Source organism: Pleomorphomonas oryzae DSM 16300 (assembly GCF_000422965.1).
Taxonomy (GTDB): Bacteria; Pseudomonadota; Alphaproteobacteria; order Rhizobiales; family Pleomorphomonadaceae; genus Pleomorphomonas; species Pleomorphomonas oryzae.
The window spans coordinates 113,096-128,790 of record NZ_AUHB01000002.1 but is presented as its reverse complement, the minus strand read 5'-3'; the positions used below and the strand labels follow the sequence as shown (position 1 = coordinate 128,790).

General features: G+C 62.1%; 13 protein-coding genes. 1 reads left to right on the top strand and 12 read right to left on the bottom strand.

Annotated elements, in window-relative coordinates; genetic code table 11:
* Positions 1-9: 9 nt before the first annotated feature.
* From G522_RS0103565 to G522_RS0103510, 12 genes are all read right to left on the bottom strand, one after another.
* Positions 10-765, bottom strand: a complete 756-nt coding sequence (locus G522_RS0103565) for an ABC transporter ATP-binding protein (protein ID WP_036838118.1) — start codon at positions 763-765, stop codon at positions 10-12.
* Positions 762-1,595, bottom strand: coding sequence for an ABC transporter ATP-binding protein (locus G522_RS0103560; RefSeq protein WP_026789859.1), 834 nt, complete (start codon positions 1,593-1,595; stop codon positions 762-764). The genes G522_RS0103565 and G522_RS0103560 overlap by 4 nt, the downstream gene beginning before the upstream one ends.
* Positions 1,592-2,539 (bottom strand): ABC transporter permease, encoded by a 948-nt coding sequence (locus G522_RS0103555; RefSeq protein WP_051228259.1) that lies wholly within the window; start codon positions 2,537-2,539, stop codon positions 1,592-1,594. Before G522_RS0103555 ends, G522_RS0103560 begins: the two co-directional genes overlap by 4 nt.
* Positions 2,536-3,597: an ABC transporter permease gene (locus G522_RS0103550; protein ID WP_026789857.1), complete on the bottom strand. Its 1,062-nt coding sequence runs from the start codon at positions 3,595-3,597 to the stop codon at positions 2,536-2,538. Before G522_RS0103550 ends, G522_RS0103555 begins: the two co-directional genes overlap by 4 nt.
* A 6-nt stretch (positions 3,598-3,603) precedes the next feature.
* Entirely contained in the window at positions 3,604-5,247 is a 1,644-nt protein-coding gene (locus G522_RS0103545) for an ABC transporter substrate-binding protein (protein WP_026789856.1), read from the bottom strand.
* Positions 5,248-5,332: 85 nt separating this feature from the next.
* The gene (locus G522_RS0103540; RefSeq protein ID WP_425414044.1) at positions 5,333-6,967 is read right to left on the bottom strand and encodes an ABC transporter substrate-binding protein; all 1,635 of its coding nucleotides are present in this window, start codon (positions 6,965-6,967) and stop codon (positions 5,333-5,335) included.
* A 271-nt stretch (positions 6,968-7,238) separates the two neighbouring features.
* Positions 7,239-8,057 carry a pyridoxal phosphatase gene (locus tag G522_RS0103535; RefSeq protein WP_026789854.1) on the bottom strand — a complete coding sequence of 273 codons (819 nt, stop codon included), beginning with the start codon at positions 8,055-8,057 and terminating at the stop codon, positions 7,239-7,241.
* 233 nt (positions 8,058-8,290) lie between these two features.
* Positions 8,291-9,238 carry a D-ribose ABC transporter substrate-binding protein gene (locus tag G522_RS0103530; protein ID WP_036837997.1) on the bottom strand — a complete coding sequence of 316 codons (948 nt, stop codon included), beginning with the start codon at positions 9,236-9,238 and terminating at the stop codon, positions 8,291-8,293.
* Positions 9,239-9,362: 124 nt separating this feature from the next.
* The gene (locus tag G522_RS0103525; RefSeq protein ID WP_026789852.1) at positions 9,363-10,415 is read right to left on the bottom strand and encodes an ABC transporter permease; all 1,053 of its coding nucleotides are present in this window, start codon (positions 10,413-10,415) and stop codon (positions 9,363-9,365) included.
* 2 nt (positions 10,416-10,417) lie between these two features.
* Positions 10,418-11,977, bottom strand: a complete 1,560-nt coding sequence (locus G522_RS0103520) for a sugar ABC transporter ATP-binding protein (protein ID WP_026789851.1) — start codon at positions 11,975-11,977, stop codon at positions 10,418-10,420.
* Positions 11,974-12,699, bottom strand: a complete 726-nt coding sequence (locus G522_RS0103515) for a DUF2291 family protein (RefSeq protein ID WP_026789850.1) — start codon at positions 12,697-12,699, stop codon at positions 11,974-11,976. The genes G522_RS0103520 and G522_RS0103515 overlap by 4 nt, the downstream gene beginning before the upstream one ends.
* A gap of 425 nt (positions 12,700-13,124) precedes the next feature.
* Entirely contained in the window at positions 13,125-13,982 is an 858-nt protein-coding gene (locus G522_RS0103510; RefSeq protein ID WP_208395989.1) for a DeoR/GlpR family DNA-binding transcription regulator, read from the bottom strand.
* Between the two features lie 234 nt (positions 13,983-14,216).
* On the opposite strand from G522_RS0103510, the gene G522_RS0103505 reads away from it, so the two are divergent.
* A complete protein-coding gene (locus G522_RS0103505) occupies positions 14,217-15,683 on the top strand; it encodes an L-fucose/L-arabinose isomerase family protein (RefSeq protein ID WP_026789848.1) in 1,467 nt (488 codons plus the stop codon).
* Positions 15,684-15,695: the final 12 nt, after the last annotated feature.

Genomic DNA, 15,695 nt, shown 5'->3' with positions numbered 1-15,695 from the left:
AGCTGGCGTTCAGCCTGGAACAGCCTCACGCGTGAAACCTTTGCTCGCCACCATCAGCCGCCGCGTATAATCGGAGACCACCCGGCTGCCAGCAAGATCGGCGGCAGAGAGCGTCTCCACAACCTCGCCACCCTTCATCACGGTAAGGCGACTGCACATGTGGGTGACCACGCCGAGGTCGTGGCTGACCATGATGTAGGTAAGCCCGTGGCGGCCGCGCACTTCCTCCAGGAGGTTCAAGACCTCGGCCTGAACCGAGGCATCAAGGGCCGACGTCGGTTCGTCAAGCAGCAGGATTTCCGGCTCGACGATCAGGGCACGGGCGATGGCGACGCGCTGCCGCTGGCCGCCGGACAGCTGGTGCGGATAGCGGAAGCGGAAGGACGAGCCAAGACCGACCTCGTCGAGCGCCTTGAGAATGCGCCGCTCGCCGTCGCCGATGCCGTGAATGGCCAGCGGTTCCAGAAGCTGCCGGTCGACGGTCTGGCGCGGATGCAGCGAGGCGTAGGGATCCTGGAACACCATCTGGACGGCGCGGCGGAAGGCGCGGCTACGCCGGCTGCCAGACAGCGTCTCGCCGTTCACCTCGATGGTTCCGCCACTGACCGGAGCCAGACCGGCGATGGCGCGGAGCAGCGTCGACTTGCCCGAGCCACTCTCGCCGACGAGACCAAAGGACTCACCTTTTTCGACGACGATGCGGACCGACTTCAGCGCATGGAAGCCGTCAAAACTCACCGACAGGTTTTCGAGGCGGATGGTCACGCGGCCCACTCCTTCTGCCGTTCGAGGACCGGCAGCGGGTGCCGGCTCTCACCGATCTTCGGCGTGCAGTCGAGAAGCCCCTGCGTGTAAGGGTGCGTCGCCTTGCTGAGGTCGGCGGACGCCAACTCCTCGACGATGCGTCCGGCATACATCACCAGGACCCGGTCGCAGAAGGAGGAGACGAGGCGAAGATCGTGGCTGATGAAGATCAGGCCCATGCCGTTATCCCGCACCAGCCGATCGAGAATGCCGAGCACTTCGAGCTGAACGGTGACGTCGAGAGCCGAGGTCGGCTCGTCGGCGATGAGCAGTTCGGGGCCACAGACCAGCATCATGGCGATCATCGCCCGCTGGCCCATGCCGCCCGACACCTCATGCGGATAGAGGCCGAAGACCCGCTCCGGGTCGGTGATCTGCACCGCCTCCAGCATGGCGAGCGCCCGCCGCCGTGCCTCGCGCTTGGAAACATTCTCATGGTGGCGCAAGGTCTCGGTGATCTGGCGACCGATGGTCATCACCGGGTTGAGCGAGAACTTGGGATCCTGCAGGATCATCGCCATGCGGCTTCCACGCATGTCGCGCCACGTGGACGGACCGGCCTTCAAGAGATCGACGCCGGAAAAGGACAGCGCGTCGGCTTGAACGACGCCAGGCGATGGCGTCAGCCCCATGATGGCGCGGCCGGTCTGCGACTTGCCCGAGCCACTCTCACCGACGATGCCCAGTCGTTCGCGACCGAGCTGGAAAGAGATGCCACGCACCGCTTCGACGATGCCGGTACGGGTTGGATAGGTGACCGAGAGGTTGCTGACGGTAAGGAGAGATGTCATCGGCCGGCCTCCCGTGGGTCGAGCGCATCGCGCAGGCCGTCGCCCAGGAGATTGAAGCCGAGGCTGACGATCAGGATGGCTATGCCGGGCATGGTGGCGACCCACCACTGATCGAGGATGAAGCGCCGACCGGAGGCGATCATCGTTCCCCATTCAGGCATTGGCGGCTGGGCACCCAGGCCGAGAAAGCCGAGGCCGGCCGCCGTCAGGATGATGCCGGCCATGTCGAGCGTGACACGAACGATCAGCGAGGAAAGGCACATCGGCATGATGTGGCGGATAACGATGCGAGCCGGCGAGGCGCCCATCAGGCGAACGGCTGAGATGTAGTCGGAGTTGCGCACGCCAAGCGTCTCAGCACGGGCCAAGCGGGCGTAAGGCGGCCAGGAGGTGAGCGCGATGGCGATCACCGCATTCTCGATGCCCGGTCCCAGCGCGGCGACGAAGGCCAGCGCCAGGATCAGCTTCGGGAAGGCAAGGAAAATGTCGGTAATGCGCATCAACACAGCGTCGACATAGCCGCCGGCAAAGCCAGAGACGGTGCCGATCAACAGGCCAACCGGCGCGGCGATGATAGCCACCAGCGCCACCACGGCGAGCGTGATGCGCGAGCCGATGAGCAGGCGGGACAGGATGTCGCGCCCCTGATCGTCGGTGCCGAGCAGGAAGCCGGGCGAGCCAGGCGGCAGCAGGCGGGCGCCGGCCAGGTTACCAATGGTCGCCGAGTGGGGCGCTAGTAGGTCGGCGAAGGCGGCAATCAGCACCAACGCGACGATGATCAGCAGACCGGTAACGGCTAGCCGGTTTTCGGAAAAGCGCCGCCAGGTGACGTAGGCGCGGCCGAGCCGGGCTTGATGGCGAGAGTGCGGCTCGGCGGTGAGCAGCCAATCGCGCCAGCTCTCGTTCGATGCCATGGGGGGAACCGGGGACGAGGGATCGGTCATTTTGCGCGCGTCCTCGGATCGAGCAGCCGGTAGAGGAAGTCGGAGAAGAGATTGATGGCGATGAACACCGAACCGATGACGATGGTGCCGCCAAGCACGGCGTTCATGTCGGCGTTCTGCAGAGAGTTGGTGATGTAAAGGCCGATGCCCGGCCAGGAGAACACCGTCTCGGTGAGCACCGATCCTTCAAGCAGGCCGGCGTAGGAGAGCGCGATGACGGTGACGAGTGGCACCGAGGCATTGCGGAGCGCGTGAAACCAGACGATGCGGCGCTCGCTGAGCCCCTTGGCGCGGGCGGCAACGATATATTCCTGGCCAAGCTCGTTGAGCATGAAGGAGCGCGTCATGCGGCTGATATAGGCGAGCGAGAAGTAGCCGAGCAGCGAGCCCGGAAGAATGATGTGGCGGAATGCGTCCCACAGCACATCCCATTGCCGCGTCCAGGCGGCATCGAAGAGATAAAGGCCGGTGATGGGGGTGAAGGTGTACTCGTAGGCGACGTCGAGGCGCCCGGGATAGGCCACCCACTTCAAGCGCGCATAGAACAGCAACAGCGACAGCAATCCCAGCCAGAAAATCGGCACCGAATAGCCGATGAGGCCGACGATGCGGACGATCTGGTCGGCAATCGAGCCGCGCCGGACGGCGGCGACAACGCCCAGCGGCACGCCAAGGCCGGCGCCGATCAGCGTGCCGACCGTGGCAAGTTCCAGTGTCGCCGGAAAGACGTTGCGAATGTCCTCCAACACCGGATTGGTCGTCAAAACCGAGATACCGAAGTCGCCGGCCAGCGCCTGCTTGAGATAGATGAAGAACTGTTCCCAGAGCGGCAGGTTGAAGCCCATCTGCTCGCGGACGCGCTCGACGACCGACGCCGGCGCGCGATCGCCGACGATCGCCAGGACCGGATCAATCGGCACCACGCGCCCGATGAAGAAGGTTACGGCGAGGAGGCCGAGAAAGGTGGTCGCCAACATGATGGCAAACCGCCCGAAATTAACCGCCAGACCACGGACGCGCCGTCGTCGGGCCGGTTTCGAAGCTTCGATCGCCGCCATCGTCCGTCAGTCCTTCGCGATGGGGTAGACATAGTTGGTGTCGAAGCTGGGACCGAGCTTGAGGCCCTTCACCTTCGTCGCGTAACCGGCAACCTCGATCTGCTGGTAGATGAAGGCATAGGGGCCGGTCTCGATAACCTTGCGCTCCAGATCCTGATACATGGCGGCGCGCTTGGCGGTGTCCTTCTCAAGCAGCGCGGCGTGCGTCACATCGTTCAGTTCGCCCGGATCCCACGAATTGCGCCAGGCAAGGGTCTTGTTCTTGCTGGTATCCGAGTTGTCCGCGTTGACGGTGAAGGTCTCGGCATTGGAGTTGGGATCGAAATAGTCCGAACCCCAATTGCTGAAACACATGTCGTGCTGGCGTGCCCGGCACTTGGTCAGTACCTGCTTGCCATCTCCGGCGATCAGTTCCAGCTTGATGCCGGCCTGGGCAAAGGTCTGCTGCAGGCTCTCGGCAATGCCTGAGACCGGCTGCGTGTTGCGCACGTCGAGTGTCACGGAAAAGCCGTCGGGCAAGCCGGCTTGAGCGAGCAGGGCCTTGGCCCTGGCGACATCCAATGAGAATGGCTTGTCTTCGAGCGCGCCGAGCTGCCCAGACGGCAGGAAGGTCTGATGCACCTGGCCGATCCCCTTGATGAGGGTCGAGGCAATGGCATCATAGTCGATCAGGTACTTGATCGCCTGCCTCACCTCGGGCTTGGCGAGATACTGGTTTTTCTGGTTGAGGCCGAGCAGATAAAGCGTGCCTTTGGGCGCCGATGTGATGGCAAAGCCCTCTTTGGCGGTGATGGCGTCGGCGTCGCCGGGCTCGAGATTGCGGGCGATATCGATGTCGCCGTTCTCGAGAGCCAGACGCTGGCCGGCGCTCTCCTTCATGTGGCGATAGATCACCCGCTTCAGCTTGGCCTGGTGCACGGCGGCGTTATCGTTGCGCTCCAGAACCAACGCTTCGTTGGCCTTCCAGACGACCAGTTTGAACGGACCGGAACCGGCATAGGCCGACTTCAGCCAGTCGTTGCCAAAGTCGTTGTCGTACTTGAACTCGTCGCTTGGCGTCACCGGCTTGACGTGCTGCAGGACCAGATCCTTGTCGACCACCGAGGCAGTCATCGAGGTCAGGACGTTGAGCACGAAGCTTGGCGCGTAGGCCTTGTCGACGGTGAGCTGGAAAGTCAGAGGATCGATCGCCTTGGCCTTTTCGGCGACGTTGTCGCCAGTAATGCCAAACTGAGTGATCAGGAAGCCAGGAGACTTGTCGAGCTTGACTACCCGTTCGAAGGAATAGGCGACATCGGCCGCGGTGATCGGGTTACCGGAGGCGAATTTCAGGCCCGGCTTGAGCTTGAACGTGTAGGTCAGGCTATCGTCGGACACCGTCCAGCTATCCGCCAGTTCGCCGACGATCTTCGAGGTATCCTGCGGATCGAGATTGACCAGCTTGTTGTAGCTGTTGGCGATGAACTCGGCGGCCGTGAACTCGAAGGCTTCCGCGGGATCGAGAGTGATCAGGTCGTCAATGGCAAAGCCCTCTACCAGCGTGTCGGCAGGCGTTGCGGCATAAGTCGGAGCGCCGAAGGTCATGAGTACGGCCAGTGCGACACCGGCGGAGAATTCACGAAAGGCTTTCGCCCCAAACGGCGCTTTCATTTCCAGATACTCTTCTTTTGTCGTTTCAAAAAACTGCTCGCGCCGCCCACCGTCAAGATGGGCGGCGTCAAGCGACATCGGATTGTTACTTCGAGATCGGGGCGACCAGGTTGGTGTCGTAGGACGGACCGAGCTTGAAGCCCTGGAGCTTGGCCGAATAAGCGGCGACCTCGATCTGCTGATAGATCACCACGAACGGGCCGCTATCCAACACCTTCCGCTGCAGGTCCTCGTACATGGCGGCGCGCTTGGCCGCATCTTTTTCAAGCAGCGCCGCCTTGGTTTCGGCGTCGAGCTCCTTGGGATCCCAGGCGTTACGCCAGGCTAGCGTCTTGGTCTTGCCCTCGTCGGAGTTGTCGGGATTGGAGGTGAAGGTGTCGGCGTTGGAGTTGGGGTCGAAATAATCGGAACCCCACTGGCCAATATACATGTCGTGCTGACGCGCGCGGTATTTGGTCAGCGTCTGCTTGCCATCGCCAGGGATGATTTCGAGTTTGACACCCGCCTGCCCCAGCGTCTGCTGGAAGCTCTGGGCGATGCCGGTCACCGGCTCGGTGTTACGGGTATCCATGGTGACGGTGAAGCCGTCGCCGAGACCAGCCTTGGCGAGCAGGTCCTTGGCTTTCGCCACGTCGAACTTATAGGGGTTGTCGTTGATGGCGCCCAACTGGCCCTTCGGCAGGAAGGACTGGTGGATCTCGCCGATGCCCTTGATCAGGGTGGCGCCGATCGCATCGTAGTCGACCAGATATTTGAACGCCTTGATCACCTCGGGCTTGGCGAGGTTGGGGTTCTTCTGGTTGAGCGAAATATAGTAGACGGTGCCCTTGGGTGCCGAAACCGTGGCGAGCGCCTTGTTCGCAGCCGCCGCGTCGAGATCGCCGGGTTCAAGGTTGCGGGCAATGTCGATATCGCCGTTCTCGAGCGCCAGACGTTGGCCAGAGCTTTCCTTCATGTGGCGATAGATCACCCGCTTCAGCTTGGCCGGCTCGCCGAAATAATTGTCGTTGCGCTCAAGAACGACCGCCTCATTGGCCTTCCAGGTCACCACCTTGAAAGGACCCGAGCCAGCCGAAGTGGTCTTCAGCCAGTCATTGCCGAAATCGGTGTCCCACTTGTACTCGGCCGACGGCGTTACCGCCTTGGCGTGCTCCATGACCAGCTTCTTGTCGAGCACAGAGCCGGCGGTCGACGACAGGACGTTCAGTACGAAGGACGTCGCATAGGGCTTGTCGACGGTGAACGAGACGGTGAGCGGATCGACCGCCTTGACCTTCTCGGTCACATTGTCGCCGGTCAGGCCGAACTGCCCGAACAGGAAGGCCGGGCTCTTGTCCATCTTGATGAGACGCTCGGCCGAAAAGGCGACATCGTCAGCGGTGACCGGATTGCCGGACGCGAACTTCAAGCCCGGCTTCAGCTTGAAGGTATAGGTGAGACCGTCGTCGGAAACGGTCCAGCTGTCGGCCAGATCGCCCTTTACCTTCGTCGTATCATCGAGATCGAGGCGAACAAGTAGCGAATAGCTATTGGCAGTAACCTCTGCCGTTGACAGCTCAAAGGCCTCGCCAGGATCGAGCGTGATGATATCGTCGATGGAGAAACCCTCGACCAACGTGTCGGCGGGCGTGGCCGCGAAGGATGGGCCGGCGCAGGTCACAAAGGCCGCCATTGCGGCACCGGCCGATAGGTATCTCAGATGCTTTACCAGGACTGGCATGGTCATGTTCGGTTCCCCTTTTCATACCCGGCGGTTTCTCCGCCGTTTGGTCGCTCGGCACCTCTCGCAACAAGCGATGGAGCCTTACGCCTCTTCACCATATCCCCGACGGTTCGCGAGCGCGAGTAGCCGCGCGGATCATCCCGTGACGGCGTTTCCGTCAGTCCCGGATGGCTGGGCGCCTTGTTTCTGAAGGGAAAGTCGTAATGGGTCGTCGAACAGTGGTCAATAGGCAGGCACGCCCATTACGCGAGCATGTACGCAAGACTGATTAGGCAATCAGCCGCTCGATGCGATCGGCGAGAGCGTCGGTGTCGTTGCTGCCAATCACCTCTGGCACCTGCGCTTTGACCGCGTCGGGCGCATTGCCCATAGCGATACCAAGGCCAACGCCCGTCAACATGGCGAGGTCGTTGAAGTTATCGCCGAAGGCAACGATGTCGGCCACATCAACGCCCCGCTCGGCTGCCCAGGCGATCAGGCGGCTGCCCTTGCTGCGTCCGGCCGGCATGACGTCGATGCGATCGTGCCAGGAATATTCGACGCCATAGGCCGGCATGGTCTCGGCTTCGGCGTACCACGCCGCGAGGCGTCCGGCGTCGGAATGGGTGACCACGAACTTCCAGACATTGGGAGCGGCGTCGAGCACCGCCTCCATGGAGGCCACCCGTCGCAGTTCCGGCTTCGGCCGGGTAGACAGACTATCGATCCAAGCACCCAGCTTTTGCAGATGCGGCGTCGGCACTTCGTAGAGCATGGCGTCGTCGAGGTACATCAGCATGTCGACGCCGTGCTGACGGCAGGAAGCGATGATGTGGCGCGCTTCGTCGCGGCCGAACGGCTCGCCGCTGACAATCCGTCCAGTCGCGAAGTCGTAGACATAGGTGCCGTTGCAACAGATGGCCGGCCCGGTCAAACCAAGCTCTTCAAAATAAGGCCGCGTCACCGAATGGTGCCGTCCGGTGACCAGAACGACTTCCAGACCGCGTGCCTTGGCAGCCTTGAGCGCGTCGATGCTGCGCCGGCGAATGCGCCCTTCAGGATCGAGAAGCGTACCGTCGAGGTCGAGGGCGATCATCCGAAAGGGCATCTCATACTTTCCGTTACGGGCGGCATCCGGCGGATCAGGACCACGCCTGTTGACATGCAATCCAGCCGGTTCGCTTGCCGAGACTTCGCACAAACCTTTGAATAGTGTGGATTTATCGGCCAAGCAGCTATGGGATGCAAGGCCGAATATAAAACAGGCGGACGCCGGAGCGCCCGCCTGCTGCTTGGTGATCACGGTTCAGGTCGTGGAGGTCTGAACCTTGGGAGGAGAGATCAATCCTTGAGCGCGAAGTTGTCGAGCTTGGCGGCGTTGTCCTTGGTGATCAGCACGCAGTCCATGGAGATCTTTTCCGGCTGGCCGGTCTTGCCTTCCTTCAGGAACTTGTCGGCCAATTCGACAGCATACTGGGCCTGACGGAAGGCCGGCTGCAGGCCGGTGGCGTGGATCTTGCCGGCGATGATGGCGTCGCGCACGTCGTTGGAGCCGTCGAAGCCGGCGACCAGAACATCCTTGCGGCCGGCGGCTTCGAGGGCAGCCATGGCGCCCATGGCCATGGTGTCGTTACCGGAGATCACGCCCTTGATGTCCGGATTGGCCTGGAGGATCGATTCCATCTTCGAGAAGGCTTCGGTCTGGCTCCAGTTGGCGCTCTGCTGGGCAACCATCTTCATGTCGGGATACTGATCGATCACGTCATGGAAGCCCTTGGAACGCACGCCGGCGTTGGTGTCGGATTCCTTGCCGACCAGCTCGACGAAGTTGCCCTTCTCGCCCATGGCGTCGACGAAGCTTTCGGCGACCAAGGTGGCGCCCTGGTAGTTGTTGGAGACGATCTGCGTGACGGCGATGCCGGTGGCGTTGATCTCGCGGTCGATCAGGAAGGACGGAACGCCAGCGTCCTTGGCCTTCTGCACGGCGGCGACGGTGGCATCGGCGCCAGCGTTGTCAAGAATGATCGCGGCGGCCTTCTGGGCGATGGCCGAGTCGATCAGGTCGTTCTGCTTGTTGGCGTCGTCGTCATGGCTGTAGATCGCCGCCTCGTAGCCGAGCTCCTTGGCCTTGGCCTGGGCGCCCACCGCTTCCTGCTTGAAGAAGGGGTTGTCATGGCTCGGGGTGATGATGACGATCAGCTTGCCATCGGCGGCAAGAGCCGAGGCGGTCAGCGCGATGCCGGCCAGAAGACCGAGGGAAACCGTCCTCAGAGTATTGCGAAGCGACATGTCTTTCTCCTCCACTAAAGTCCGCTGCACACCTCTCAGCGGGGCGCGGTTCACGTCGGGTGTCGACGGCCGCAGTCGTTGACGCCGACCGGGGTCGGCCGGCGCCGAAATCTCAGCCCAGATCTCAGCCAAGCCGGGCGTTGCGGGCGATGCGGCGCTGCATCTGGTCGAGGATGACGGCACCGACGATGACGACACCCTTGATGACCATCTGCCAGAACTCGGAGACGCCCATCATGACCAGGCCGTCCGAGAGCACGCCGATGACGAAGGCGCCGACAATGGTGCCGCCGATGGTGCCCCGGCCGCCCGACAGCGACGTGCCGCCAAGCACGGCCGCCGCGATGGCGTTCATCTCGAAGGTTTCACCAGACGCCGGATGCGAGGCGACCAACTGAGAGGCGACGACCAGACCGGCGATGGCGGCGCAAAAGCCGGAGACCATGTAGACGGTGAGCTTGACGCGGTTGACATTGACGCCACTCAGCGTGGCGGCGCGCTCGTTGCCACCGACGGCATAGATCTGCCGGCCGAACGGCGTCTTGGTGGCGACGTAGGCGGCGATGCCGGCGACGACCAGCAGCAGCCAGATCGACAGGGGAATGCCGAGGATGGTGCCGGAGCCGAGCACCGGGAAGCCCTGATTGCCAAACTCCGGCTTGCCAATCAGGTTCGGAAAGGTCGAGCCTCCCGACATCAGAAGCGCCGTGCCACGGGCGACATAGAGCATGCCCAGCGTGGCGATGAATGGCGCCACCTGCATGCGGGTAATCAGCAGGCCGTTGACGAGACCGACGAAGGTGCCAACCAAGAGGGCAATGCCGATCACCTCCCAGACGTTGGGATAGATCACCACACCAAGCATTTCGAGCGGAATGCCGTAGAGCACCAGGGCGCCGGCCACCATGCCGACCAGACCGACGATGGCACCCACCGATAGGTCGATGCCGCCGGTCAGGATGACAAAGGTCATGCCGATGGCGAGGAAGGCGTTGATCGCCACGTGCTTGGAGACGATCACCACGTTGGCGACGGTGACGAAGTTCGGCGCCATCAGGCTGAAGAAGACGACGACGGCGATCAGCGCGATGAAGGTCCTGAGCTTCAGGAGCAGGAGGAGCAGCGTCGACTGTCCTTTGGGCGCTTCGGCCGCCGGGGTTGCAACTGTGTTGGTCATGGTCACTGATCCTGAGCCGGGTGGTCGTGAACGGGGGCGGCGTGTCCCTTGGTGGAGGCGCGGACGATGACTTCATCGGTCGCCTCATGATCGGGCAGATCGGCGGTGATCCGCCCCTGCGACATCACCAGCACGCGGTCGGACACGGCGTGCACCTCCTTGAGATCGGAGGTGGCGAACACCACGGCGAGGCCTTGATCGGCCAGCTCGCGCATGGTGCGGAACACCTCTTCCTTGGCGCCGATATCGATGCCGCGGGTGGGTTCGTCGAGCAGCAGCACTTTGGGTTCGGTCATCAGGCTCTTGCCGATGACTACCTTCTGCTGGTTGCCGCCCGACAGCGAGGTGATGGGTGTCTCGGGCGATGGCGCCTTGATGCGCAGCGAGCGGAACAGCTTGTCGATCGCCTTGTTTTCCGCAGCGTTCTGGACGGTGAAGAGTTTCGTGACCTTGGCAAGGCTGGCAAGCGACAGGTTCTTGCCGACCGTCAGGTTCTGCACGAGACCGTCGCGCTGTCGGTCTTCCGGCACAAGGAACAGACCAGCCGCGATGCGTTTGGCTACCGGAAGCTGATCGATGGACTTGCTGCCGATGGCAACTTCGCCGCGCGCGTCGGCCCTGAGGCCAAACAGACTCTCAAACAGTTCGGAACGGCCGGCACCCAACAGACCGTAGATGCCGACGATCTCGCCGGCCCGGAAATCGACGCTGACATCATCGACGAGATAGCCGCCGCCGACGCGCGGCAGCTTCAGGTTTCGCACCGACAGTACGGGCTCGCCGACCTTCACGTCACGCTGTTGGCGCTTGGCGAATTCCGAGGTGCCGAGCATCTGGCGGATGATCCAGGGGATGGTGGCCTCACCCTTGGGGGCGCTCGCCTGGAAATGGCCGTCGCGCAGCACGGTGAAATAGTCGCCGATGCGGACGAGCTCTTCGAGGCGGTGCGAGATGTAGATGATGGCGACGCCGGACTTCTTCAGTTCGGCGATGACGCGGAACAGCACCTCGACCTCGGAGGACGACAGCGCCGAGGTCGGCTCGTCCATGATCAGCACCTTGGCATCGTCGGCCAACGCCTTGGCGATCTCGACAATCTGCTGCTCGCCGATCCTGAGATCGTCGACCAGCGTATCCGGGTCGATGTCATGCTCCAGGCGGGCGAGCAATTCCTTGGCCCGCTCACGCTGGCGCGGCATGTCGATGTGAACGCCGCCCTTGGTCATGTCGCGACCGAGGAAGATATTCTCGGTGACGGAGAGGTTGGGGCAGAGATTGAGTTCCTGGAAGACGATGCCGATGCCCTTTTGCGCGGCATCCAGCACCGAAGAGAACCGCACTTCTTCGCCGCCCATCAGGATGCGACCGGAGGTCGCCTGATCGACGCCGGCGAGGATGCGCATCAGCGTCGACTTGCCGGCCCCGTTCTCGCCGATCAGCACGTTGACCGAGTGCTCGTAAACGTCGAAGTCGACGTTTTCCAAGGCGATGGTGCCCGGAAAGACGCGCGTCATCTTCTCGGCGCGAAGAACCACCGCCGGAGCCTGCTCCAGGGCGCTCATTGGGCGCCTCCCGCCGGGCCGATCAGGACGGGCGTCAGCAAGATCTTGTCGGTGGGTGAATTGAGCGAGAAGGTGCCGGAATAGGCGATCGTCTGGCCGGGCGCCAACGCATCGACGGCTGCCTTGATCTCGGTGACGACGCGTCCGTTGAAAGCGCGACCGACCTCGGCGAATTCCAACTGGTTGGTGAAGTTCTGGAAGTTGATGAAGGGCATGGCGTCCCGCAACGAGTTGCCCTTGATGACAGGCCCGATCTGAATGGTCACGGGAACGGGCCCCTTCGGCGTCGCCACATCGATCAACACGGTGCCGGCGCGCGAGGCGGTGTTCTTTTCCTTGATGACCGCCGTGCCCTTGACGATGAAACTCCAGGGACTGCCTTCCTCGGCCGGACGATGACCGAACTCAGGGCCGGCCTTGTCGAGGCCACCCTCAATGGCGGCAATCACCGTCTCGATCGGGAAAGCCTTGTCTCGAACTACCGGGACGACTTGAGCATCCCAGAGCTTGGCCAGGTAGTCGGTACCGTTAAACTTCTGCTGAGCCGCGTCACTCTCGCTTTGGATCGGCAGGATCTTGCAGCCGGCCAGAGCCACAGCCAGCAGGCCAGCGACGACGAGACGCCTTGAAAGTTCTGCACCATTCCGGCGGCCAGCGGCAGTGAACGGCTGATTATCGGTCGCGCTGGCCAAAGACCGGCGTGACTCAGCATGATCCGGCATGCTCGTCCTCCCTAGGGTCGTCGGGTTCCTCGCCCGGACCTCATGTTTCGATTATTTTCGTTTTCTATCGTTTGTCAACGGATCATTCGCGCTCATTGGCATCCAATCGCCCGAAGCCATACGTGCTGACGGCATTTTAGGCACTTTTGGACGAATTTTCTGTCGAAAATGATCATTCTCGGGTGAGCGCGTTCTTTGCAGACCCAATCTAACGCCTGATTTTGGATAGTTAGACAAAAGTCGATAGCAATCGAAAGGTAGCATCGACCTCGCGACCTCGCCGATCGCGAGAGGTGGCGCGGATGGAAGCGCATAGGATGCGAAATGGGACCAGGATGCGGCGGCGCTTGGCACCACGCAAGAGCGCGCAGCCGCCCGCTGAAGGGCGACTCGCCATCAAGGCTTGGCTTTTCAGAGAAGCCAGATCAGCTGGCGACGATCAATTCGATGCCGCGGCGCTCGAATTCCTTGGCATCACTGTCGGCTATGCCGTCGTCGGTGACAAAGGAATGGATAACGTCGAGATTGCCGAGCCGGGTGAAGGAGGTTCGGTTGATCTTGGAGGAATCGGCCACGAGATAGACGTGCGCGGCCGCCTTGATCATCGCTTCCTTGAGCTGCAGGTCGGCAAAGCTCGGGTAGGTCAGACCGGCATCGATCGACACGCCGGCGGTCGCAAGAAACAGCTTGGAGGCGAAAATATTGCGGAAATATTCCACCGACTTATCGCCGGACAGCGACAATGTCGGGGCCTTGAACTGACCGCCGGGCATGTGCACGGCATAACCCGGAACGGCGCCGAGAATGATGGCGATGTTGAGCGCGTTGGTGATAACCGTCAGGTTTTCACGGGTCGTCAGCCGCTGGGCGATCTCGGTGGTGGTGGATCCGGCGTCAAGAATAATGGTTTCGTTGTTCTTCACCAGCGATGCCGCCTTGGCGCCGATCTTGCGCTTGCGATCCATGTTCTCGATGTGTTGCAGCGACATGGTGCCGACCTGCTGCTGCACCGTCTTGAGATAGGCGCCACCATGCTCACGCAGGATGTGGCCCTCCTGCTCGAGCCGTTCGAGATCCTGGCGGATGGTGGCTTCCGATACCTTGAATGCCTGCGACAGTTCACGGACGCGGGCGCTGCCCTCTTCCTGCAGCCATTCGAGAATCTTCATGCGCCGAGGCTCGGCGAGCAGGCCGGTAAAAGCGGGGGCTTCCGCCGCCGCAGCACCGCGCTTGCTGCTGGAGCCGGCGTCCGTTCCGCTACCATTCGATGATTCTATCGCCATGGGGACCTTCGCTTTCTTGCGATCCTTATAGCTCCGATTTTCCGCGATCGGCCATGTCTTTTTGCCTCTTGAGGCCAATCGAAGCCGCACCAGCCCTCGAGTCTCCGGCCAGACAAGGCAAAAACCCTATTGACAAAACGCCCCCCAAAAAACATCATCAAACGAAAGAAAGCGATAAAAATCGAAAACTGAATTCATGTCGGCGGAGAATTCTCGCCGATGGGAGGATGGAATATGACGGACAAGTTCAAGCGCGAAGTGACCCTGGGCCTGGTGGTGGGCAGCCGGCAGTTCTTCAACGGCGCTCCTTGCATCAAGGCGCGCAACGACCTTGAAGCGCAGGCGGCGCGTCTCGGCATTCGCACGCTAATGCCTCCTGTGGATGCGACGGTGAATGGCGCGGTGCAGTCCCGCGACGACGCCAAGCTCTACGGCCGGTTCTTTGCCGCCCACAAGGAAGAGATCGATGGTCTCGTCATCTCGCTCGCCAACTTCGGCGACGAGATCGCCATCGTCGAGATGGTGATGGCCGCCAGCCTCGGCGTGCCGATCCTCTTGCAGGCCTGCAACGACGAATTCGACAAGGTCGACGTCAAGAGTCGCCGCGACGCCTTCTGCGGCAAGATCTCGGTCGCCAACAATTTCTATAACTACGGCATCCCGTTCACCGAGACGACCAGTCACACCTCCGACCTCGACGGTAAGGAATTCGGCGGCGATCTCGACACCTTTGCCCGCGTCTGCCGCACGGTGCGCGGCCTCCGCCATGCCCGGATCGGCGCCATCGGCGCCCGTACCGCGCCGTTCCAGACCATGCGCTACTCGGAGAAGCTGCTGCAGGCGATGGGCGTCACCGTGGTGCCGGTTGATCTTTCAGAGATCATTGGTCGCGCCAAGGCGATCGACGACAGCGCGGCCAGCGTCAAGGACAAGCTTGCGGCCATTGGCGGCTACGGCAAGATCGACGCCCACATCCGGCCGGAGCAGGTGCTGAAGCAGGCCAAGTGGGGCATCGCCATCGACGAGTGGATGAGCGAAAACGACTGCGACGCTTCGGCCATCCAGTGCTGGCGGTCGCTGCAGGACAATTATGGCTGCGCTACCTGCCTCTCCATGAGCATGATGGGCGAGAAGCTGATGCCGAGCGCCTGCGAGGTGGACGTGCTCGGCACGCTCTCGATGTATGCACTGACACTGGCCGCCGGCCAGCCGGCCGCCATCCTCGATTGGAACAACAACTACGGCTACGAACCCGACAAGTGCGTCGGCACCCACTGCGGCAACTATCCGAAGAGCTTCTTCGGCGACACGCCCAACATCGGTGAGCTCGATGTGCTCGGCGAGACCATCGGCCGCGACAAGTGCTTCGGCGCCGTCAAGGGCAAGGTGAAGGCAGGGCCGATGAGCTTCCTGCGCTTTTCCTCCGACGATCTCAACGCCACCATCAAGGCCTATGTCGGTGATGGCGCATTCACCGACGATCCCTATGGCATGGATGGCGGCATCGCCGTGATCCAGGTCGAAAAGCTCCGGCAGCTCCTGAAGGTGGTGACGCAGAACGGCTTCGAGCATCACGTCGCCATGGTGCGCGGCCAAGTGGCCGGCATCGTCGAGGAAGCGGTCAGCCGCTACCTGAAGCTGCCCATCTACCATCACAACGGCGAGGCCGCGCCGACGCTCGGTCTCAAGGCCTTCTGTTGACGGCTGTCCGGC

What these genes read in the sequence shown, in the direction of transcription:
- G522_RS0103560 (WP_026789859.1), bottom strand. Translation starts at nt 1,595, where the DNA reads ATGACATCTCTCCTTACCGTCAGCAACCTCTCGGTCACCTATCCAACC.
- G522_RS0103555 (WP_051228259.1), bottom strand. Translation starts at nt 2,539, where the DNA reads ATGACCGATCCCTCGTCCCCGGTTCCCCCCATGGCATCGAACGAGAGC.
- G522_RS0103550 (WP_026789857.1), bottom strand. Translation starts at nt 3,597, where the DNA reads ATGGCGGCGATCGAAGCTTCGAAACCGGCCCGACGACGGCGCGTCCGT.
- G522_RS0103545 (WP_026789856.1), bottom strand. Translation starts at nt 5,247, where the DNA reads ATGAAAGCGCCGTTTGGGGCGAAAGCCTTTCGTGAATTCTCCGCCGGT.
- G522_RS0103540 (WP_425414044.1), bottom strand. Translation starts at nt 6,967, where the DNA reads ATGCCAGTCCTGGTAAAGCATCTGAGATACCTATCGGCCGGTGCCGCA.
- G522_RS0103535 (WP_026789854.1), bottom strand. Translation starts at nt 8,057, where the DNA reads ATGCCCTTTCGGATGATCGCCCTCGACCTCGACGGTACGCTTCTCGAT.
- G522_RS0103530 (WP_036837997.1), bottom strand. Translation starts at nt 9,238, where the DNA reads ATGTCGCTTCGCAATACTCTGAGGACGGTTTCCCTCGGTCTTCTGGCC.
- G522_RS0103525 (WP_026789852.1), bottom strand. Translation starts at nt 10,415, where the DNA reads ATGACCAACACAGTTGCAACCCCGGCGGCCGAAGCGCCCAAAGGACAG.
- G522_RS0103520 (WP_026789851.1), bottom strand. Translation starts at nt 11,977, where the DNA reads ATGAGCGCCCTGGAGCAGGCTCCGGCGGTGGTTCTTCGCGCCGAGAAG.
- G522_RS0103515 (WP_026789850.1), bottom strand. Translation starts at nt 12,699, where the DNA reads ATGCCGGATCATGCTGAGTCACGCCGGTCTTTGGCCAGCGCGACCGAT.
- G522_RS0103510 (WP_208395989.1), bottom strand. Translation starts at nt 13,982, where the DNA reads ATGGCGATAGAATCATCGAATGGTAGCGGAACGGACGCCGGCTCCAGC.
- G522_RS0103505 (WP_026789848.1), top strand. Translation starts at nt 14,217, where the DNA reads ATGACGGACAAGTTCAAGCGCGAAGTGACCCTGGGCCTGGTGGTGGGC.